This window comes from Subtercola lobariae (genome assembly GCF_014640255.1).
GTDB lineage: Bacteria > Actinomycetota > Actinomycetes > Actinomycetales > Microbacteriaceae > Subtercola > Subtercola lobariae.
This window is the reverse complement of record NZ_BMGP01000004.1, coordinates 417952-438256: the sequence shown is the minus strand read 5'-3', so window position 1 is coordinate 438256 and position 20305 is coordinate 417952. Positions and strand designations below refer to the sequence as shown.

The 20305-nt window shown below is 64.6% G+C and carries 22 protein-coding genes; 6 read left to right on the top strand and 16 right to left on the bottom strand.

What is annotated here, in order from left to right:
- The first annotated feature begins 45 nt into the window (after positions 1-45).
- Both IEX24_RS13060 and IEX24_RS13055 read left to right on the top strand, forming a co-directional pair.
- Positions 46-510: an HIT family protein gene (locus IEX24_RS13060; protein WP_203586009.1), complete on the top strand. Its 465-nt coding sequence runs from the start codon at positions 46-48 to the stop codon at positions 508-510.
- On the top strand, positions 507-1151 hold the full coding sequence (locus tag IEX24_RS13055; RefSeq protein ID WP_188678978.1) for an NAD(P)-dependent oxidoreductase: 645 nt from the start codon (positions 507-509) through the stop codon (positions 1149-1151). Before IEX24_RS13060 ends, IEX24_RS13055 begins: the two co-directional genes overlap by 4 nt.
- A gap of 13 nt (positions 1152-1164) precedes the next feature.
- Here the strand turns inward: IEX24_RS13055 and IEX24_RS13050 are convergent, their stop codons facing one another.
- The 3 genes from IEX24_RS13050 to IEX24_RS13040 form a co-directional block, all read right to left on the bottom strand.
- A complete protein-coding gene (locus IEX24_RS13050; protein WP_188678976.1) occupies positions 1165-2058 on the bottom strand; it encodes an NAD(P)-dependent oxidoreductase in 894 nt (297 codons plus the stop codon).
- On the bottom strand, positions 2055-2771 hold the full coding sequence (locus tag IEX24_RS13045; RefSeq protein ID WP_188678974.1) for an AraC family ligand binding domain-containing protein: 717 nt from the start codon (positions 2769-2771) through the stop codon (positions 2055-2057). Before IEX24_RS13045 ends, IEX24_RS13050 begins: the two co-directional genes overlap by 4 nt.
- An 83-nt stretch (positions 2772-2854) precedes the next feature.
- The gene (locus tag IEX24_RS13040) at positions 2855-3985 is read right to left on the bottom strand and encodes an FAD-dependent monooxygenase (protein ID WP_188678972.1); all 1131 of its coding nucleotides are present in this window, start codon (positions 3983-3985) and stop codon (positions 2855-2857) included.
- A gap of 229 nt (positions 3986-4214) precedes the next feature.
- On the opposite strand from IEX24_RS13040, the gene IEX24_RS13035 reads away from it, so the two are divergent.
- On the top strand, positions 4215-4877 hold the full coding sequence (locus tag IEX24_RS13035; RefSeq protein WP_188678970.1) for an NAD(P)-dependent oxidoreductase: 663 nt from the start codon (positions 4215-4217) through the stop codon (positions 4875-4877).
- 118 nt (positions 4878-4995) lie between these two features.
- Here IEX24_RS13035 and IEX24_RS13030 read toward each other — a convergent pair whose 3' ends face one another.
- From IEX24_RS13030 to arfB, 13 genes are all read right to left on the bottom strand, one after another.
- A complete protein-coding gene (locus IEX24_RS13030; protein ID WP_188678968.1) occupies positions 4996-5787 on the bottom strand; it encodes an RES domain-containing protein in 792 nt (263 codons plus the stop codon).
- On the bottom strand, positions 5784-6167 hold the full coding sequence (locus tag IEX24_RS13025; RefSeq protein ID WP_188678966.1) for a hypothetical protein: 384 nt from the start codon (positions 6165-6167) through the stop codon (positions 5784-5786). Before IEX24_RS13025 ends, IEX24_RS13030 begins: the two co-directional genes overlap by 4 nt.
- A 155-nt stretch (positions 6168-6322) precedes the next feature.
- The gene (locus IEX24_RS13020) at positions 6323-7471 is read right to left on the bottom strand and encodes an SURF1 family cytochrome oxidase biogenesis protein (protein ID WP_229715286.1); all 1149 of its coding nucleotides are present in this window, start codon (positions 7469-7471) and stop codon (positions 6323-6325) included.
- A gap of 188 nt (positions 7472-7659) precedes the next feature.
- A complete protein-coding gene (locus IEX24_RS13015) occupies positions 7660-8223 on the bottom strand; it encodes a carboxymuconolactone decarboxylase family protein (protein ID WP_188678964.1) in 564 nt (187 codons plus the stop codon).
- A 191-nt stretch (positions 8224-8414) separates the two neighbouring features.
- The gene (locus IEX24_RS13010; RefSeq protein WP_188678962.1) at positions 8415-11423 is read right to left on the bottom strand and encodes a hypothetical protein; all 3009 of its coding nucleotides are present in this window, start codon (positions 11421-11423) and stop codon (positions 8415-8417) included.
- A complete protein-coding gene (locus tag IEX24_RS13005) occupies positions 11420-12166 on the bottom strand; it encodes an ABC transporter ATP-binding protein (RefSeq protein ID WP_188678960.1) in 747 nt (248 codons plus the stop codon). Before IEX24_RS13005 ends, IEX24_RS13010 begins: the two co-directional genes overlap by 4 nt.
- 58 nt (positions 12167-12224) lie before the next feature.
- The gene (locus IEX24_RS13000) at positions 12225-13502 is read right to left on the bottom strand and encodes an LCP family protein (RefSeq protein ID WP_188678958.1); all 1278 of its coding nucleotides are present in this window, start codon (positions 13500-13502) and stop codon (positions 12225-12227) included.
- Positions 13499-14041, bottom strand: a complete 543-nt coding sequence (locus IEX24_RS12995) for an NAD(P)H-dependent oxidoreductase (protein ID WP_188678956.1) — start codon at positions 14039-14041, stop codon at positions 13499-13501. Before IEX24_RS12995 ends, IEX24_RS13000 begins: the two co-directional genes overlap by 4 nt.
- A gap of 30 nt (positions 14042-14071) precedes the next feature.
- The gene (locus IEX24_RS12990; RefSeq protein ID WP_188678954.1) at positions 14072-14413 is read right to left on the bottom strand and encodes a cupin domain-containing protein; all 342 of its coding nucleotides are present in this window, start codon (positions 14411-14413) and stop codon (positions 14072-14074) included.
- A 139-nt stretch (positions 14414-14552) separates the two neighbouring features.
- Positions 14553-15320, bottom strand: a complete 768-nt coding sequence (locus IEX24_RS12985) for a hypothetical protein (protein WP_188678952.1) — start codon at positions 15318-15320, stop codon at positions 14553-14555.
- Positions 15307-15498 (bottom strand): hypothetical protein, encoded by a 192-nt coding sequence (locus IEX24_RS12980; RefSeq protein WP_188678950.1) that lies wholly within the window; start codon positions 15496-15498, stop codon positions 15307-15309. Before IEX24_RS12980 ends, IEX24_RS12985 begins: the two co-directional genes overlap by 14 nt.
- Positions 15499-16193: 695 nt before the next feature.
- Positions 16194-16727 carry a hypothetical protein gene (locus IEX24_RS12975; RefSeq protein WP_188678948.1) on the bottom strand — a complete coding sequence of 178 codons (534 nt, stop codon included), beginning with the start codon at positions 16725-16727 and terminating at the stop codon, positions 16194-16196.
- 57 nt (positions 16728-16784) lie between these two features.
- Positions 16785-17207, bottom strand: coding sequence for an alternative ribosome rescue aminoacyl-tRNA hydrolase ArfB (gene arfB / locus IEX24_RS12970; protein WP_188678945.1), 423 nt, complete (start codon positions 17205-17207; stop codon positions 16785-16787).
- A gap of 22 nt (positions 17208-17229) precedes the next feature.
- Between arfB and IEX24_RS12965 the strand changes: the two genes are divergently transcribed.
- The 3 genes from IEX24_RS12965 (at position 17230) to IEX24_RS12955 (ending at position 20288) form a co-directional block, all read left to right on the top strand.
- Complete coding sequence (locus tag IEX24_RS12965) at positions 17230-18195, top strand: GlxA family transcriptional regulator (RefSeq protein WP_203586008.1); 966 nt, start codon at positions 17230-17232, stop codon at positions 18193-18195.
- Positions 18196-18338: 143 nt separating this feature from the next.
- Entirely contained in the window at positions 18339-19229 is an 891-nt protein-coding gene (locus IEX24_RS12960; protein WP_188678938.1) for an alpha/beta fold hydrolase, read from the top strand.
- A gap of 15 nt (positions 19230-19244) precedes the next feature.
- Positions 19245-20288 carry an SLAC1 family transporter gene (locus IEX24_RS12955; protein WP_188678936.1) on the top strand — a complete coding sequence of 348 codons (1044 nt, stop codon included), beginning with the start codon at positions 19245-19247 and terminating at the stop codon, positions 20286-20288.
- The last annotated feature ends 17 nt before the right edge of the window (positions 20289-20305 follow it).

Here is a 20305-nt window from a genome sequence, read left to right as displayed (position 1 = left end):
CCAATACACCGCGCACTGCGCGCGATAGAAAGTAGGACACTGCTCATGGCTGACACTTGCCTGATCTGCGAACTTGAGAGCGCAGACGCCTCGACTCAGGTTTTCGCCGACGACCTCTGGGCCGCATCGATCGTGCCGGGCTACGACGTACCCGGGTGGTACTTCTTGCGGGCTCGTCGGCACGCCGAGAAGATCACCGGCCTGAACGACGACGAGCTCGCAACGTTCGGCCGCCGTGCCCAAGACCTGGTGGCTGCGGTGACCACGGCAACGGGAGCCGAGGCCACCTATATGTTGATGTTCGGTGAAGCCTTTCCGCACTTCCACGTGCTGATCACGGCGCGCGGAGCGGAGATACCGCCACAGAGCAGAGGGGGCGAACTGCTGAAGCTTCGCGCGGAGAAGGCAGACTTTGAAGCCTCGAAGGCGCTGATTCCGGCAGTGCGCGCTGCCTATCTGCAGCGCGCGGCGACCTCAGGCACACCACTCGCTACGGAGGCGACCCGATGACCCGCATCGTCATTCTCGGTGGAACCGGCTACGCCGGCACAGCTATTGCGACCGAAGCGGCGAGCCGCGGACATGAAGTGACGGTGTTCAGCCGCAGCGCGCCCGAAGAGCCGGTGGCCGGAGTCACCTCCATCACGGGCTCTGCGCGCGACCACTCCGATCTCGAACGGGCCGTGACCGGAGCTGACGTCGTGGTGGTGTCGTTGGCGCCGAGCGGCGACCTCGACGGCGAATTCGTGCGCGTGAACGCAGACATCGCGAATCTCGCACAAGAACACGGGGCACGTCTCGGGGTTGTTGGCGGTGCAGGCACGCTTCTGCTCTCTGCCGAGGGGCCGAAAGCGCACGAGTCGCCGTACTTCCCGGCAGAGTTTCGCCCCTACTCGGAGGCGAGCGATGCCGTTCTGCAGGCACTGCGCTCAAGCGATCCCGAACTCGATTGGTTCGTGCTGAGCCCGCCGCGCGGGTTCGGGCGCTTTGCTCCGGCCGACACCACCGGCCACTACCGAGTAGGCGGAGACGTCGTCATGTCGTCGGGCGAAACTCCCGCAGCAATCTCGGTCGCCGATTTCGCCGTGGCGTTCGTCGACGAGATCGAACTTCCTACTCACCAGCGCGAACGATTCACTGTTGCACACTGATCGCCGCATCTGATCAGCCAGCTGCGCTGACATGACCGCTAACGTCGTGCGCCTCGATGGCGCGAAGAACCGCGATCATGTCAGCGCTGCCGTGGCCGAGTTCGAGGGTCTCGGCGAAGAGCGCGTGGCACACGTCTAAGAGTGGGGACGCGACTCCGGCTGACCGGGCGGCCTCGGCGATCAAGCGGTTGTTCTTCAGCACGTCGACGATCGAGGCTTGGGCGTCGAAATCTGACGTCTGAAGCTTCGCCAGTTTCATCACCGAGAGGTTGCTCGCCATCGGCCCCGAATTCAGCACATCGATCACGGTAGACACGTCGAGCCCGTGTCGTGCGGCGAAATGAAATGCTTCAACCAGCCCGGTGACCATAGTGATGAGAAAAATGTTGACCGACAGCTTCGTCAGAAGGGCGCCGGGCACGGCACCGCACAGCACGCGTTCGTGACACATCGGCGCCAGCAGTCGGGTTACCTCGGCTATGGCTTCGGGCTCGCCCGCGAGCATGGCCACCAGTTGCCCAGACTCGGCGGGCACGCGAGAGCCCGACACCGGCGCTTCGACATAGCGGCCACCGGATGCCCGAATGTCTGTTTCGAGTGCGCGCGAGTATTCGGGCGACAGTGTTCCCATCTGCACGATGATTCGCCCTTCGACCAGCTTGGCCAGCTCTGCCGTGTGCCGCCCGAGCACGGCATCGACCGCCGCCTCGTGCAGAAGCATCAGAATGACGATGCGCGCCTCGGCGAAGACCGCAGCAACCTCGGGGGCCACGCGCGCGCCCGCTTCGCGAAGGTGCTCAGCTTTCTCGGGTGAACGATTCCAGACGATCAGGTCTGTGCCTGCCCGAGCGAGGTTGCGGGCCATCGGCTCGCCCATGATGCCCAACCCGATAAAACCAACTGTCATGCTTCAGTTCTACCGGGTTGCCGACGCATGCTGCGAAACCTCGTGGGGCTGGTTCCGAATGCGGCCCGAAACTGGCGAGCGACCTCCCATCGGGAAAGCCCGGTGATCGTTTCGAGTTCGGCGGCCGAATGCTGTCTGGCCGGTTCACTCATGATGAGGTCTCGAACGGCCGACACCGCGTCGGCCACCCTCTGGCCGGGCGCTCGGGGGGCGCGACCCGCACCCTTTTGCACAGTATCTGCGAGCGACGTGATCAGGTCGACTCTCTCGAGTTCGGTCAAGGGCTGGTTCAGATCGCGAAGGCTGGCGAGCAGCGTGGGGCTCACCGTTGCGCGGGGCATGACCGGCTCTGCGACAAAGGGCAGGTCGCGGCCGTCGATGGCCTGCCGAATGAGAGCCGGGTCGATGTAGAGAATGCGGTATCGAAGCCCGGCCTCGGTGCCTGCCACGCCATCGTGAACTTCGTCGGGGTGCAGAATATGACCTTCGCCGGGTAAGCCCGCATGCTGGGCTCCGCGGTACTGAAAGCTCTGAACCCCCGAAAGCGTGACTCCGATGGCGTATCGGTCATGCCGGTGCGGAGCGAAGCCGCCACGAGCGAACGATGCCTCCATGCGCTCGATTCCCGGCAGGCCGACGCCGAACTGCAGCCGTGCATCCGTTCGCCGATGCGAAGCAGTGCCTGCCGGAAAAACCATCTCGGGCTCGATCATGCCAGATCTTGTCTCGACGATGGTTCGAGCTGCGCGGCGCCGAACTGTGCACCGCCGAACTGTGCACCGCCGAACCGTTCAGATCAGTACGGCTGACCCAGCGTGCCGAACGCGCGCGACATCAGCGCCATGTTCTCGGCAGGGTCGGCCTTTTCTTGTTCGAGCTGGCCGAGCCGCACGCTGGTCTCGACGACGAGTTTCACCCGCTCGAAGCGACGCTTCATGAAGGTGTCTAGCGCCTCATCGAGTGTCGCTGCGGCGTCGATGCACTGGCCCAGCACGACGGCGTCTTCGACGGCCATTCCGCCTCCCATGCCCATATGCGCACTCGTTGCGTGCGCGGCATCTCCGATGAGCACCACGTGGCCCGAGTACCAGGGGTCGGGCAGCAGAATCCAGTCGAAGGGCCGGCCGATGAGCTCTGAGTCGTCGGTGAGGCGGCCGCGCAGCTCTGCGATGGCCGGCGCCGGCATCGAGTCGAGAAGCTCTGTGAAGAGCGCGCGAACTTCATCGTCGCTCAGACGACCTCGCTCGGGCCTGTCGAACACGGCTGGAATGTAGACCAGGCCTTGAGGCAGGTAGTAGAAGCCCAGCCGACCGACCGGCGATGCATACCAGCCTTCGCCGTCGACGGCCGGCCCAGGGGCCATCCATCTGATGCTGAGCTGACCGGCGTAGGCCGGCTTCGGGGCGTCGTCGAAGATCAGGTCACGAATCTTGGAGTTGATGCCGTCTGCCCCCACCAGCAGATCGTAACGGCCAGTTTCACCGTTCGTGAAGGTGACCGACACGCCATTCTCGTCGTCGACGAAGGTGTCGTAACTGAGGCCCTTGCGCACCCGCACTCCGAGTTTCTCGGCCTCGGTCTGGGCGACAGAGAGAAATTCGGGTCGGTAAACGCCGACGGCGTCAACCGCTCCCGGCCATGACGGGCGCTGGGGGCCCGGGTTGACGATCTCGCCCGTGACGGGGTGCCGAATAGACGAGGCCGTGTTGCCCTCTTCGGCCGGCCTGCCGGTGCGCCGAACCTCGTCGTAGATGCCCAGTTCGACCAGGGCCATGGCTGCCCGACCCGAGAACGCCAGCGAGGCGCCGAGCGGTTCTTCGCTGAGTTCGACGACGTCGACCGTGACGCCTGCTCGAGCCAGAGCGATCGCGGCATTCATGCCTGCGATGCTGCCGCCGACAATGAGTGCGGTTGAGATACAAGCCATCGTTCGTCGTTCCCTCTTCTGGCGCTGCGGTGCGTCAGATCCATCTCTAGAGCATCATGAGATTCGCGTTATGTCAATGAATTTACGAAAATCAGGCCGATTTAAGTGGATGCTCGCAGGACGCCCCCACGCTGACACGGTTTGGCGTCATGACTATGATGGCACTGCGTGTCATCACTCGATTCGAAGCACTCGCTTTGTGCATCAACTCAGCAGCAGAAAGGGCGCAATGAGCCCCCAGAAAACTTTTCTTGTGTTCGGCGCCACCGGCCAGACGGGCAGACATTTCACTACACTCGCGCTGAACGACGGCCATCGAGTGAGGGCCTTGGTTCGCACTCCGAAAAAGCTCGACATCACCGACCCGAACCTCGAGGTTCACCAGGGCTCGATCACCGACAACCCCGATCTCGACGCCCTCCTCGATGCCCTCCTCAGCGGCGTCGATGCAGTGGTGTGCATGATCGGCGACGCCCCGCTGCAGAAGACGCAGAAGGTCAATACCGCATTCGTGCGCACACTGATTCCGGCCATGCGACGCCAAGGCGTCACCCGTTTTCTCTATCAGGCGGGCGGCCTCAGCGCCGCGCCCAACCGACGGCTGTCTCCGGTCATCTGGCTGATCAGAAACACGGTCGCTCGAGGTTTCATCGGCCAGCACCGCGACAACGAAGCCGTCATGCACTACCTCTCCGACGAAGCCCACGACATCGAATGGATGGCCCACCGGGCCGGAATCGGTTCAGACGGGCCATCAAAGGGCGAACTCGAACGCTCGCGCACCAAGGTGAGCGTTGCCACGTTCGGTGACTGCGCGGCCTACAACTACCGGCTCATCTCAGATGCGTCGGCCATCCACTCAGCCGATCTCAGCGCGTACCGCAAGAAGTAGCGGGGCCGCGGCGACAATGATCTTTCGCGACTCGCGGTCACCGGAGTCTCGTAGCCGAGCCACGGGTTGGCACCGATGAACCACGCACGCGCGACGTGCTCTCCACGTGCCCCCGCAGTCATCGCGTTCGAACCTTGCAGAACCTCTGGGCGGTTTCGAGATCGGTGTCGCCCTCATCGATTGACGCTTCACCAACGACCGCTACAGGCTCGCTCAGCCCGGCGTCTGTTGCTCTCATCCAGTAAGCCCAACATGCTCCGGTGCCGCCTGCGGGGTGCCCATGCTTCGAGGCGAATCGCACCCCGAGTGGGCTCGTTCCATCGAAGAGCCTCACGGTGTTTCTCAACCACTCCGCAATCGTGGTCGTGATTCTCCGATCGTCACCGGAGAGATGAGCGACCGTGAGGCCGCCGATCACCCCAATCTGTGCAAGTTCATTCTCCAGATGCGTCGACAGGGCAGCCATCGAATGGGTCGACGTCAGGTCGACCCACCATCCATCCGGGTACTCGATGTGGTAAACAGCTCGGCCTTCACGCCACGCCTTGGGCAGCCATCGTGCTCGCATCGTGCCGGCTTGGTCCCAATCGTTGACGATCATCAACCAGAAATCGTCGAGTGGGATGCCCATTGCGTCGGCGTCTGCCTGCAGTGCGCGTCGGGCGCCATTGATTTCGGTGCGATAAGGGGCGAGAAGCTCCATGAATGCGGTTGCTCTGTCGTCGCTCGAATACATAGTGCGCCCGATTGCGTCGAACCGCCCCCAGCCCGAAACGTCGACCTGGTCGTCGTCATCTGGTAAGCGGGGCCGCGGCGACAATGGCCCGAAGGAGGTTCGGGCGATTCGGTACGTCTTGTGATGCGGCGATTCGACGAGTTCTAATCCGGTCAGTGAGCAGAGGGTCGTCAACCCGAAAACGTATCGTCAATGACCGCCTGCGCGGCGGTTCCGGCTTCTGTGAAGCGATCTTCGCGAATCGCGGTCACCGGAGTCTCGTAGCCAAGCCACGGGTTAGCACCGATGAACCACGCACGCGCGACGTGCTCTCCTTCTGCTTCGGCAAGTCTCGTCCACTGCTCATAGGCGAACTGCAGTCGTCTCGTCGCTTCATCTTTCGGAGTGGGGCCCTCGGCTTTCGCCCACCGGTAGGGAAGTTTCAGATCTTTGCTGCCGGCGAGCGACGCCACAAGCGTTGCGCCAAGTGCTCCGTTGAGTCGCCGCGTGATCTCTCGGATATCAAGCTTGAGCGACCTCGTGTGAGCGCTCGAGGTGTCTGTATTGATAGCCATGAGACCTTCAATCGTAGATATTGTCTCGAACAGACTACGCCCTCCAAACTCTTTTTCCACCATATTTACACCAAAAGTACACCACAGGCTCTCTGGCTGGCGCGTGCCCGGGCAGAGTGTATAAAGCAATAATAACTCAACATGTGGGGCGTGGGTTACGAGTCGTCTTCGTCGGGCTTGTCGGCAGAGTCGATGATGAAGATGGGTGGCGTCGTCGGCTCGGGAGGCTGGGTGGTGTGAAGGGCGGCGCGCGGAGCCGCGGCGGGGGGCAGGGCGCTGCCGGTGGGGGCGCCCCAGCGCGTCAGCGGAAGGAAGCCGTCGATCTCTTCGTCTTCGAGTTCTTCGTCGGTGAACGCCTTCGTTGCCCGTTTGCGCACTCGCTCGGCCGCGCGCAGCTGTTCGTCGGGGTCGTCTGAGTTCAGGCGACGGTGTTCGTTGCGCATGCCGAGGCCCAGGGCGAAAAAGCCGATCAGCGCGAAGAACAGCCACTGCAGCGCGTACGAGTAATGGGTGCCCACATCTTCGGTGGGCATGGTGGTCTGGATGCTCTGCAGCGGTGTCTCGGCGGCAGGGGTCTCGCTGTCGAGCACTCCGTAAGCTCCGGTATAGAGGTCGGCGCCGAACGTCTGCTGCAGCAGTGGCAGCGTGATGGAGCTGACCTGATTGCCAGACTTCGTTCCGTTCGACGCCTCGCTCGGCCTGAGCTGCGCGAGCACGCTCACGGTTCCCGCCGCCGGTGACGGAATCGTCGCGGGGGCCAGCGGGTCGGTGGGCGACGGCGCCACCCAGCCGCGATCGACCAGAAAAATCGACCCGTCGCTCAGCTGCAGGGGAGTGACGACCTCGAACCCGTTGTCTGACCCGTTCGAACGGTTGCGCACCACGAGCTGCTCGTCGGTGCGGTAGACGCCGCTCATGCTGACGCGCTGCCAGTTCTGGCTCACGTCATACGTGCTCAAAGCCGGCAGCGCCTGCTCGAGAGGCACAGGCGAGGCGGCCCAGTTGGCGGCGACTACGCGGTTGTCGGCCTCAGCCTGCTGCCCACGATCGAATTGCCACTGCGAAAGAAAAAAGCAGGCGATGGCAAACAGAATCGCGGCGGAGATGAAGGCCAACCAGCGCCTTGTGCGCAGAAACTGCCACCCGAGCATCCCTTCGGTGACCGTGTCGTACACGGCAAGAGGGCCTGCCGGCCGCGCACCGGGTCGAGCGAGTTCGCCGCCCGGGCGCCGCTCGACCTCGCCGGCACGCCGAGCATCGACCTCGGTTCGGCGGGCGGTGCTCGTCGCCGGTTCTTCGATCATCTCTTCTCGGCCTGGTCTCTCGGGGTGGCCTGCGTGGTGGCATGGGCACGAACGCATGTGCCGTGCACAGTTTACGGCCTGGCCCTGAGCGCGCCATCGCAGCCCCACCTGGCCTGTCACGATCCGCGCGGCGTGCTCGGTGATCGCTAGCGTCGAGGTATGAAGACACCGATTCCGGGCCCTTTGGGTCAGCCGAGCAAGGCGCGCTTCAGGGGCGCACTGAGGTCGGCCGGAACATCCACCTCGACCGCCAGCGCCTGAATCGCGCGGCTGTAGTAGTTGCGCGCAGCTGCCGCGAGAGTGATGTTGACGATGTCGAGGTCTGAGAAGCCAGCGTCTGCCAGGCGCTGGCTGTCGGCATCGGTCATGGTGGATGCCGCGGTGCTGAGTTTCTCGGCGAAGTGCATCATCTCGACCTCCGCCGCGCTGAGGCCGGCCTCGTCGTAGTTCGATGCGATGCGAATCAGCTCGGGTTCGTCGAAGAGTTCGAGCGATTTCTTACCGTGGGCCAGCAGGCAATGCTTGGACTGCAGACCGCGTGCGGCGGCCAGGGTGACGAGCTCGTACCGGCGTTTGCCGAGCGGAATCGCGATGGTGCGCATGAGCTGCTCCCAGGCGCGAACGGCCTCAGGGTTCAGCGCCATGACCTTGGTGTGGCTCGGCACGTAACCGATGTCGTCGAGGTCTTCTGCGTAGAGCTTGGCGACGTCGCCGGTGGCGTCGGCTTCGTCGACGGTGTGCACGATTGACATTTCTGGGCTCCTCGGTTGGTGAATGGGTTGAGTGTTCTTGCTCCCTACGGACAATCCATAGCACCCGCCGGTTCGATTGGTAACACCTTCAGCGACGACACGACGTCACCGCTGCCTGACGGGCGGCGTGCGAGGGGTGGATGGTGCAACGTCGAGTGGCGCAACCCCGGTGCGGGATGTACCGTGCCGGGCTAGTGGCGAGCAGCCGCGAGGTAGGCCGCGAGTGACCCGCCGAGCGTGAGCGCAACCGCGAGGGCGAGGGCCGGCGCAGGCACCTGGCCCGCGGCAAGCGACGCCGTTACGGCGCAAGCGAGAACCGCACCAGGAATCGCGGCGGCGGCCGTGCTGAGGCGCCAAGCCTTCGAGAGGTCGCGGCGCGTCCACCCGGCGGCGAGCATCGCGGTGTCGACCTGAGCGTTCTGCTCCCGTTCTCTGCGCCGAGACACTCCGATGAGCGCAAGGGCTGCGACCGCCGTCATGAGCAGCAGGGCGCCTTCGATCACCGCGCCCTGGGTGAGCGTGAGGGCGGCGACTCGGGAGCTACCCGCCGTGTGCTGACTTCGAGCGAACGTGATCACGGCGAGACCGGCGGCGACTCCCACGAAAAGGGTGGCGAGCAGATTCGTCACCGTGCTGAGTTTGCGAGTCGCCGCCTGTCGCACGGCGAAACCGCCGATCGACCCCACCATCGAAGCGCGAGCGTCTGGGCGACGCGGCCGATCGGCGCGTGTGTTCACGGCGCGCGCTCGCTCGGCGCGCGGGCGAACGACTGCCGCAATCGCCACCGCCACGCTCACGAGCAGCGCGATACCGACGCTCGCGCCCGCGGTCACCTCGACCAGCTGAGGCACTGACGAGAAAGCGACCGCCGCGCCCGCGAGCAGCGCCAGCAGCACCACCGTCGCGGCGTCTTCGCTGATGAAGAAACGAAACCGCCGTCGACTGGTGAAGCCGAGCTGTCGAAGCACACCCGATTGTTCTCGCCTGCCCGCGATCGACGCGAACATTACGGTCGCGAAGAGCACCGTGCTCGCGGCGATGGCGAGCACGAGCGTGAGCAGTGCCGACGCGCTCACCCCCGACTGAGCCGAGGCCGCCGCGCCCAGCGAGGGCCAGGATGCCGTGATGACCGCGCCGTCACCGACGCTGGGCAGCTGGGGCAGGCTCGCAGACGGGCTCGGCGGGCTCGGCGGGCTCGCGTACCCCAGAACATCCACGGGCACATTCTGGGGCGAAGACCCCGAAACGACCGTCGCCCGCAGACCGAGCGCACGAATCGCCTCGGCGACGTGCAGCACCTTCTGCACCGCCTCGTCGGTGAACCCCGTGATGCCGCCCACCCGCACGCGCACCGATGCGATGGGGCTGTCGACCCCCCAGGTGGGGGCATTGGCGATGTCGGCGAGCGCCGTTGCAGCATTCGGATTGATGCCGAGCCCTGAAAACGAAGCCGGGGCCGCAGCTGCCGCGCCCGAAATCGGCGCCCCGCTCGGCGACGTCACCACCGCGGGAGCCGCCTCCGTATACCCCAGCGGCACCGCGCTCACCGGGTCTGCCTGCTCGGCAACGTCGGCCCCCGAGAACGTACCGACAGGCCAGGGCGTCTTCGTGAAAGCCCTGGTCTTGGCGTCAATGGTGAGGTTGGGAGCAGTGAGCGAGAAGTACTGCGCTTCATCGCGGGGGTCGGTCACGGTGCTGGTGGGCGGGTTTTCGTCGGTGTGCTGGCCGCGGTTCAGCGCAGGGTCGAGCGTGGCGAACTGAAAGGGGTCGGCGTACCCCTGGGCACCAATCGTCGCTGTGCCGCTGGCTTGGTCGCTCCCGAAGGTCGGCGCGGTGATGGCCTTCGTCGAAATGCCGTCGATGCCCGAAGAGCCCGGCGCGAATTCGGCGAACTTCGTGTACCACGGCAACGCCGGCGGGTTGTAACCGGGCCAGTTCACGAGCAGCCCGTTGGTCGAGAAGGGCGAGAGTTCTGGCCCGGCGTCGCCCGAATAGAGCGTGACCGGCGATGCTTGCGGGGTGGATGCCGCGGCCTTCAGCTGATCGGAAGGAAACGGTGCCTCGGGCGCCTCCGCCGTTGCCGCATCGGTGGTGCTGAACGTCTCCTTCAGCGGGGTCTCGAGATCTGCGCCGGCAATCGTCAACGGGGTAGCCGTGAGGTCGAGGTGCGCCACGGGCATGGTGTCGCTTCGAACGAGCACCGGTGACACGTTCGAAAGCACCCCCTTGTCTTGCAGCGTTGTGAGACTGTCGTCGGGGTTCAGCTGGGCAGCCACGGGGCTTCCCCCGTTCGATGCCCGATTGATGATCGACGAACTGGCGATCAGCGGGTCGAGAAACGAGCCGGCAGAGTCGCCCAACAACTGCTTCTCGGCGACCGGGTCGACGAGAGTGACGATGGCGTTCTGAGCGGCCGGAACGCTGACAGGCAATCGCACGACGCCTTGGCCACTTGGGTCTGTTTTCGGCAGAACGTCGCCGAAGGTGTAGTCGAAAGAGGTCTGCGGGTCGACCTCATCGCCCATCGCGCCGGCCCCCGAGCTTGAGAGTGCACGCAACCGAACGGTGCCTGAAGGGAGGTAACGATCGGTCGATTCCGCCGCATAACCCTGCCACTGAGACTGGTCGATGATCACGTAGTCGGTGTTCGAATTAGCTGTCTGTGACAGCCCGTCGGTCGTAGTCAACGTCGAGGTGATGGCATAGGCCTGAGGCGCTGGCGCAGTGCCCGGGGCGTCGAGCGGCACGTTCAGGTACACGGGTTGCACCACCTGAGCGGCCGGAATGGCGAGCTGCCCGATAGGCGCTGCAACGTCGACGCCCGCGATCGAACGGATGCTCGCCAGCTGCTCGGCCGTGAGAGTGTTTCGGCCCTGATCGATGGTCAGGGCATCCGGAACCACCGTGCTGCCCGACGCCGGGATGGCCGGGTCGGTTGCTGTGGGGGCGGTGACCAGAATGTCGTACTGGCCGCGCCAGTGGGCGTCGAGGGTCGACTGCAGCACGACGGCTGAGGTGTTCTGCATTCCCGCGCTCGCCACGATGACGAGGCCCACCATGCCTGCGGCCATCAGCGTGAGACGGTTGCGCCACATGCGTACCGGGCCGGCGGCAACCCGGCCGGTGCGGCGTTGCTCCTGCCTCGTGCGCCTGTGATCGCGCCGCGTCGCGCTGCTCTGCTTTCGGGCGGCGCGGCTCATGCCAGCTCTGTTCGAGAGTCGGCTGCGGCGATGAGGTGAGGGTCGTGGGCTGAAACGAGCACGCTGGTTCCGTCGCTCGTCACTGATCGGAGAAGGTCGATCACCGTGTCGGCGCTGCGCCTGTCGAGGCTGGCGGTGGGTTCGTCGACCATCAGGATGGCCGGAGACAGCAGCAAAGCGCGTGCGAGGGCGACGCGCTGCCGCTCGCCGCCCGAGAGCTTTTCGGGTCTGCTGCCCGAACGGGAAGCGACGCCGAGGCTCTCGAGTAGGTCGGTCGCCCGGGGGAGAAGTGACTTCGTCTGTTTGGTGGGAACGGCTGGCAGCAGCACGTTCTCGAGCGCCGAGAGCCCCGACACGAGAACGCCGCCCTGATCGAGGTACCCCACGTACCCGCGGCGGCGCGTCGAGATGGCGTCGTCGCTCAGCTTCGTGATCGCGTCGCCGCGCCAGAACACGTCGCCCGAGGTCGGCCGGATGAGACCGGCCGCCACCTTCAGCAGGCTGGTCTTGCCCGAGCCGCTGCGGCCGGCGAGGCAGTGCATGACGCCCGGCAGCACGTCGAGCCCGAAGTTCGACACTATGGTGATGGGGCCTGCGTCTGAGTCGGCCGACGGGTATTCGATCGTGACGTCGACGAGCCGCAGAGTCGGGTCGCTCGTCGGTCGGGGGTTGCGCGGAAGATCGAGCCGATGATCGCGGCGGCGGTAGCGCGGTTCGGGGGCGGCCGCAGCGTCGGGCGTCACGAGAGCGGCAGCACGCAGGCGCGTGACGGGAGGCGCGGGTCGGCGGTAGCCATCGGCATCAGTCTCCGAACCCGTTCGTGCAGGTCTGCTCGGCTGCGGTCTGGCCTGTGACCCCGTTGATGACGGTCGGGGTGTCGCCCGGCGTAGCTGCGTCGGTCGAGGCGTCGCCCGGGGCGGCTGCGTCGGTTGATGCTCCGCCGCTGCCATCCGCCGCGCTCGACGTGGGCGTGGGCGTGTCGCTCGTTGCTACCGAGGTGCCTGGCCCGGTCGAATCGGCGCCCAACGAGAACGGCTGGTCTGACGTGATCTTCGCGAAGAGCTCGTCTGCAACATCCGTCGACGGCACGACCTTGCCCGGGTAATCTGCGTCACCTGTGGTTCCCGGGTATTGCACGAAGACCAGCTGATTCAGGTCGACGTCTTTCAGTGCGAGGGCCAGTGACACCATCGCGTCGATGCTGGCCAGCGAGGTCGACAGCTTGATGTTCGTCGCCGCGGCCTGGGCGAGGGCGTAGAGCTTCGTCACATCGGTCAGCGTATTCGCGCTCTTCAGGGTGCGAACGAGCGACGAGAGGTACTGCTGCTGCGACGAGATGCGCGCGAGGTCGCTGCCGTCGCCGATGCTGTCGCGGGTGCGCAGAAACTGCAGTGCCGTGGCTCCCGAAACGGTGCTGATGCCAGCCGGCAGGTCGAGGCCCGAATTCGAGTCGTCGACGGCTTCGTTCAAGCACACCGGCACCCCGCCCACGGCGTCGGTCATCGCAATGACGCCGTTGAACGAGATCAGCCCGGCATACGGAATCTCAAGCCCGGTGAGCTTCTCGAGCGTCGACTTGATGCAGGCCAGCCCGCCACGCTCGAATCCGGTGTTCAGCGGCTGCTTGTAGGTCGCGGCGAACTCCTGGCCACTGACCGGGTCGGTGCACTGTGGATGATCGACGATCAAGTCACGCGGAAAGCTGACCACCACGCCGCCGTTCTGATCTGCCGAAACGTGCAGCAGAATGTTCACGTCGTCGAGCGTCGCATCGCGCTCGCCGAAGGCGTCACCCTGATTCGCATCGTTGTCGGTACCCACGATGAGCACGTTGAAACCACCTGCGAACGCTCCCACGTGCGGGATGGCTTGCCCGGTGCCGCCCGAGATGTCGACCGAGTTCGCCGTCACTTGGCTGGCGAGGCTGTTCACCGCGATGGCCCCGAGTGAAGCCCCGCTGACCAGAACGACCGCCGCGACAACGGCAATCAGTCGGGTCAGCGTCTTCGTGGTGGCGAAACGAGGGCTCCGAGCGTGCCGGATGGGTAGTTCGGCTCGGGGCGATCGCGGAGGTTTCATGCGGAGAGTGCTTGGTACGACGAATCCAAGAGATCACGCACGTCGTCTTCGAGGCCTGTGAGTTGCTCGTCGGTCACGTCGCGGGCGGCGTGGATCACGAGGGGTTCGGCCCAGAGCATCCCGAGCCGGTGTGCCGTTGCCTTGAGGGGGGCGAGAATGGCGTCGTATTCGAAGCTGTGCAGTCGGCCGGGTTGGTAGGCATCTTCGGCGCCGCCGGTCGTGGTGACGATGCGCAGCGTCTTGCCGACGAGTGCCCCGGCGCCGCCTGTTCCGTAGGCCCAGCCGCGGGTGAAGACCTCGTCCATCCAGCGTTTGAGCTGGCCGGGCGTCGAGTACCAATAGGTGGGGTAGAGCAGAACGATGTCGCTCGCCTCGGTGAGGGCCTGCTGTTCGGCGTGAACGTCGAACCTGCCGTCTGTCGACACATCTGAGAGCACGCGGATGCTCGTGCCGGGCACGGATCGGGCCGCGGCACAGAGCGCGGCGCTCATGCGTGAGGTGGTGAGGTCGGGATGCCCGACAATGACGAGGGTCGACATGGTGTGTCTTTCTGGTGAGTGTTGTGGAGTCTAATTGGTGGTGAGTGAATCGAGCGTGGGGGGCGGGCCGACGATCTCGATTCCGTATTTCGTGTCGAGCACCACAAACGTCTCATCGTCGAACGTGTGCCGATGCATCGGGGCGCTGTAGCCGCGTTCTCCGTTGTGCTCGAGCACGGCCAGCTGCCCGGCGGTGTCTTCGCCTCGCAGCGGCATCGTCACAAGCGAGCCGAAGACCAGATGGCGTCCATCGCCTTCGGTGTTACAAGTTTCGTCATAGGGGTTTTCCTTCAGATCGGCGTGCACCTGCGCGTTGTGTGCGCTGGCTGTCGTGGTGACAGTGGATGCAACGTCAAGCCTCACCGCGGGCATGCCCGCCGAACCCCCGCATTCGTGCCAGAAGCCGCTCAGATCGTGCCAGGTGTTTTTTGCGCAGCACGAAAAGACTCGCGGCCGAACGAACTTGGGGATTCGGCGCGTCACACCGCACTTGGTGACAGAATTCGTCGGGTTAGATCGCGGTGATCCGGTCAAGGCGCGCGGCGAACGCTGTTCCATCTCGCGGAATCACGTCGAAACCTATGCGCTCGAGCTCCGCGGCCGCGGTCGTCGGATCGTCGCACACCGCCGCGGCAAGTTGTCTCACACGCCAGCGCCCTCGGCCTTCGCGTATGGCGCTTCCCGCTCCATCGAGGGTGTCGATACCGAACTCGATAATCATCATTTCAAGTACGTCTTCTAAACAGGGGCGAAAGCGATGGCCGCCAACCGGAAAATGCACGTCGCCCAGTCGCGGAACATCGCCGTTGGCCACCCGCTTTTGGTAAATCTTGCCGCGCCGCCGCCCCCCAGTCGCGGCCAGAGCTGCCGTCATGTCGTTTCGCTCGGCGTGGACATTCATGTGTGCTGACGGAACAGCGCTTCCGCTGTTGCGAACATAATCAACAGAAAAGAGAGGGCGGGTTGAGCCGCGTACGTTGATCTTGAAGGTTGAGTGATCGACCGACATGATTTGGCTAACTGGGCTCAGTACCAGCCGATACTGAACGATCAGCCGGAACGCCTCTATGCCGTCGATATCGAGGCGCAACCCGAGCTCCTCGCTTGGCTCGACCGTAACCGCAAAGCCTCCGCCCCGAGCGCGAACTAGTGTGCTTTCCAGCCCGACCAGCCCGTTCGGTATGACCGCCGCGAGCATTTCCATGATCTCCAACATGAAGTCAAAGACTCTCTCCTGGAGGTCTGCGTCAGGTTGCTCGCTGGCGTCAGCGTCCGGCATGCTCCTGCAGATAGTTGAGATCTTCGAGCTTGCGGAGAATGGATTGCCCCTCCTGAGAAAGCTCATACTGATCAGCGCGACGACGTAGTTGGTCGGCAGATGCGCCCGCGCGCGCCTCCAGCTCAGCTATGCGAGTGCTGATCTCAGGGATCGTGAGCACTTCCAGGGTGGGGACCATACCGACATCATTACACGAACGTCCGACATTCGCCCGCAGGCCATCACACCGAGTGGCGCCTGTCAGTGGGCGCGGTCGATAGCGAGGGGCTGTCGCGTCGTCCATCCCACAAGAGGCACGGTCGAGTGGGAGATCATGTTCGGCGGGTCGAATGGCCGAGAACTTTGCTGGGCGGGAAAATCGGCAATCGAACGCTTGTCGTACAAATCCTTTTAATTGCGGCTGTGGTCTTCAATCTCGTCGCGTAGCGTCTCACCAGGCATCGAGACCTCGCCGCCACGGCATGTCGGTCGACCCCCTTTCTGCCGTTGCTTATGGCCAGTGGCCCCGCACCTGTGCACGACAACCGGGCAGCGGCCAGGTCAGCTGGCGTGCACGTAGCTCGCGACCGCGTCGCGCACGAGTTGCGAGATCGTGACTCCGCGAGCTTTCGCCGCGGCTCGCACTTGCTGATCTAGCACGGCTGTCGTTCGTACCTTCCAGGTCACCGCCTCTGGGGTCGCGGCTGCGTCGAGGCGCGGTCAGCCGAGCGCGACCGTCACCGCACCTTCCAGAGTGTCAGCACCAGTCGCGGCTATCACGAGCTGCTGGCCAGAGTCTGCGGCCGAGCGCCGGCAATCGCGGTACCGAGCATTGCCCAGCGGTTTCGTTGATCACACCGCCGGATTCCCATTGGCGGCGTTTGAGTCTCGCGCTCAAACCGCGTATTGCCAGTCGAAGAGCACGAACTGGTCGATGCTGAGACCCGCTTCGAGAGCAGATCGCACCCATTTGTACTGGTTCTTATTGAGGCGGTCGTGTTTGCGGAGTTTCGCCTCGTAGAAGACGGTTTCATTGCCGTGCCAGGCGAGGGCATCCCAAAACCCGGAATGCCCGCCGTTGATGGTCATGATGTTTCTGATCAGCTCCTCCTGAACCGGGGTTTTCACGGGGGAGTTGGTTTGGGCGCTGATCGACGCGGGAGCCCACTCTTCGAAAAAATAAGGCATCGCCGCCTTGGCCCCGTAGGTCTCGACCCAGCGGGCGTTCCACCCGCTTGCGACAGCCAGCCGCTGTATCGCGAGTTCTGCGAACATCGGTTCGCCTTCGTGATCGACGACCCCCTTGCCGCCGAAGGTATTGCCCAGGGTTTCACCGGCCCACTTCTTCAGACTGACGGTGACGACCGGGAATCGGAACTCACCATGCTGCGCAGAGCCGTTGGGTGTCAGAAGGGCCGGGTATTCCATGTTCGCGAGCATACCCAAAGCCGAAGACCCACCCTGCGGGCGACGTTCCAACGCATTTCAGTCTTGTGGCGGGCGGCGGCGCTGTTGCTTCGTCTCTGAGCGCTGGGTTTTTGCGGCGAGGCGTCGGAGCTTTGACCCGCGCGTTGCTTTTGTCGGGCGGCGTGGGGCGGCATCCGGAGCCAGCGCGACAGAGACGATTTCGGCCAGGCGGGCCAGCGCGGTCTCACGATTGCGTAGCTGCGACCGGCGCTCTGAGGCCGTTACGGTGAGGGAGCCGTCGACCAGCCGGCGAGCGAGCCGCGACAGGAGAATCGCGCGCTGACTTTCAGAGAGCGCGGCCGAACCGGCCACATTCCAGATCAGCTCAACCCGGCTGTCAGAGGTGTTGACATGCTGGCCCCCAGGCCCCGAGGAGCGTGAGAACCGCCACGCGAACTCAGACGACGGAATCGTCAGAGCGGGCGACACGACGAGATCCATGCACCAAGGGTAGGCTCACGAGGTGCCTGAAGACGGTCGTGCAACCAGACGAGTGGCGATTCTCGCCCACCACAACGTCACCATGATCGATGTTGCTGGGCCCGCCGACGTGTTCTCACACGCCAATACGTTCGGTGCCGCGTACGAGACGGTGCTCGTTTCGCCCGATGGCGCCGACGCGGTCACGTCGAACGGGCTCACGTTGCGCGTCGGCGCGGCTGCTGCCGAGGTGGCCGGCCTTGACACGGTGATCGTGCCGGGGGCTTATGGCATGGTCGAGCATCCATTCGCCTCGTCGCTGGTCAACTCGGTCGATCACCTCACCGCTGTCTCGAGTCGGGTCGCCTCGGTCTGCACCGGATCGTTTCTGCTCGCAGAGATCGGTTTGCTGAACCACCGCAAAGCCACCACCCACTTCACGCGCCTGGAGCTGTTTCGCACCCGCTTTTCGGCTGTCGACGTTCAAGACGATGCGCTCTACGTTCGCGACGGCACCATTACGACCTCGGCCGGAATCGGTTCGGGAATCGACTTGGCGCTCACCTTCGTCGAAGACGACTACGGCCCCGAGCTCGCCCGCCTGGTGGCCCGGCAGATGCTGATCTTCGTGCAGCGGCCGGGCGGAGCGTCGCAGTTCTCTGCCGCTTCGCGATTCTCGGCGGTCGAGAATCGTCCGCTGCGTGCCCTCGTCGACGCCATCGTGGCCGACCCCGCGGCCGACTATTCGGTGGCGGCGATGGCCGCGCACGCCCATGTCAGCCCGAGGCAGCTGGCGCGCCTCTTCGCCGACGAACTCTCGGTGACACCGGCCCGATACGTTGAGACGGTTCGCCTCGAAGCAGCACAAACACTTCTGCAGCGCGGCTACACCGTGCAGTCTGCTGCCGAGCTTTCAGGGCTCGGCAGCGCGCCGACTTTGCGCCGACTCTTTCTGGCGAGGCTCGGTGTCAGCCCGTCGGTTTATGCCGAGCGGATGACCGGAGCCTGACCTTCCCGGTTCTGCGGCGCAATCGGCGCACAGCACCCAACTCACGCCGCCGTCGGCCTAACCAGCATACTGCACTTGACAGGTTAGAGAACTGGCCGTACAGTCAGAACCACTAACCAACAAAAACTCCTAAAGAGGTTTTCATGTCAGCCCAGACTCACCACCGCCACACCACCGTCGACGGCCTCGACGTCTTCTACCGCGAAGCGGGTGACCCGCAGCTGCCCACCGTTGTGCTGCTGCACGGCGCTCCGGCCTCGTCGTACATGTTTCGCGAACTGATTCCGCTGCTCGCGGCCGAGTACCACGTGATCGCCCCCGACTACATCGGGTTCGGCCTCTCAGCGGCACCCGATGTCACCGACTTCGAGTACACCTTCGACCACCTGACCGACGTCACCGAAGGCCTCCTCCAGCAGCTCGGCGTCGACTCGTTCGCCCTGTACGTGCAAGATTATGGCGCACCAGTGGGCTGGCGGCTCTTCGTGCGCGACCCCAGCCGCGTCACCGCCATCGTCTCGCAGAACGGCAACGCCTATGAGCAGGGCTTCGTCGACGACTTCTGGGCGCCGCTCTGGCGTTACGCCGCAGACCACAACTCGGCTGACGAAGCGATTCTGCTCGATGCACTGAGCGTCGAGAAGATCCGCTGGCAGTACACCCACGGCCTGACCGACCCCTCGGTCGTCTCGCCCGATTCCTGGTTGCACGACTTCACTCAGGTGAACCGCCCGGGCAACCCGGCCGTGCAGCTGGCCCTCTTCGCCGACTACCCCACCAACCGAGCGCTCTACCCGACGCTGCACGATGCCTTACGAAACGCGGGCGTGCCGCTGCTCGCCATCTGGGGTGAGAACGACGAGATCTTCGGTCCCGATGGCGCCCGTGCCTTCTCGGCCGACCTGCCTGACGCCGACATCGTGCTTCTCGACGGCGGCCACTTTCTGCTCGAATCTCACCTCGAGGCTGTCGCCTCGAATATGGTGCGATTTCTCGGAGCGCACGTTTCGACCTCAGCCTCTGTCTCGGCCTGAGAAAGAGCATCCATCATGACTGCATCAACAGACGTCGCTCGTATTCCGCTGAATACGCTGGCGATTCCGCTCGGGGTCGCCGGCCTGGCCGAGCTCTTCTCCCACTCAATCGACTCGCTCGCGCTCCCCGAGTTCATCGCTGAGATCGTCTGGGTCGTCGCGGGCGTCGTCTGGGTGTGGATGATCGCGGCCCACCTCAGCCGCGCAGCCCGCAGCTCGGCCACCCTGCGCTCGCAACTCGAGCACCCCGCCCAAGGCCCCATCGCCTCACTGGTTCCCATCGTGGGCATGCTGCTCGGCGCCAACCTCTCCGGGTTCTGGATGCTCGGCGGCACCATTCTCGTCATCGCCTCCCTCACCGTGACCGCCCTCTACGCCGGCTGGATTCTGGCCTCGTGGATGGGCGGACGCCTGCAACTCGAATCGGTGCACGGCGGGTACTTCTTGCCCACCGTCGCCGGCGGCTTCGTCGCCTCGTACGCGGCGGCCACCATCGGTGCCATTCCGCTCGCACTCGGGGCGTTCGTGGTCGCCGCCTTTTTCTGGCTGGTCTTCTTCACCGTGATCTTCGCCCGACTGGCCTTTCGGCCGAGCCTGCCCGACCCGCTGGTGCCCACCCTCGCCATCATGATGGCGCCGCCCGCGGTTGCCGCGGCAGCGTGGTTCGCCATCAACGGGGGAGTGGCCGACGGAGTCGAAGACGCACTCGCGGCGCTCGCCGTGATCATGGTGCTCATTCAGCTCGCCCTTCTGCCGAAGTACCTTCGCCTGACGTTCTCGCTGGGCTTCTGGTCGTTCACCTTTCCGACGGCGAACGTGGCGGCGCTCGCCGTGGCGTGGCTGCACTTTCAGCGCCCCCTGGGCTGGCAGCTCATCACGGTAGCGCTTCTGGTCGGCGTGACGGCTCTCGTCGTGGCCATCGCCCTTGGCTCGAGGCGCATCTGGGCATCCGGTCGCACGCACGTGGAGAACCCCGCAGAAACCCAGCTCACCCGCGCCGACGACGCCATCGCGCCGGTCGCGCACGCCAACTCTTCTCGCTTCGAGCATTCGATTTGACGCAAAAGCACGCAAAA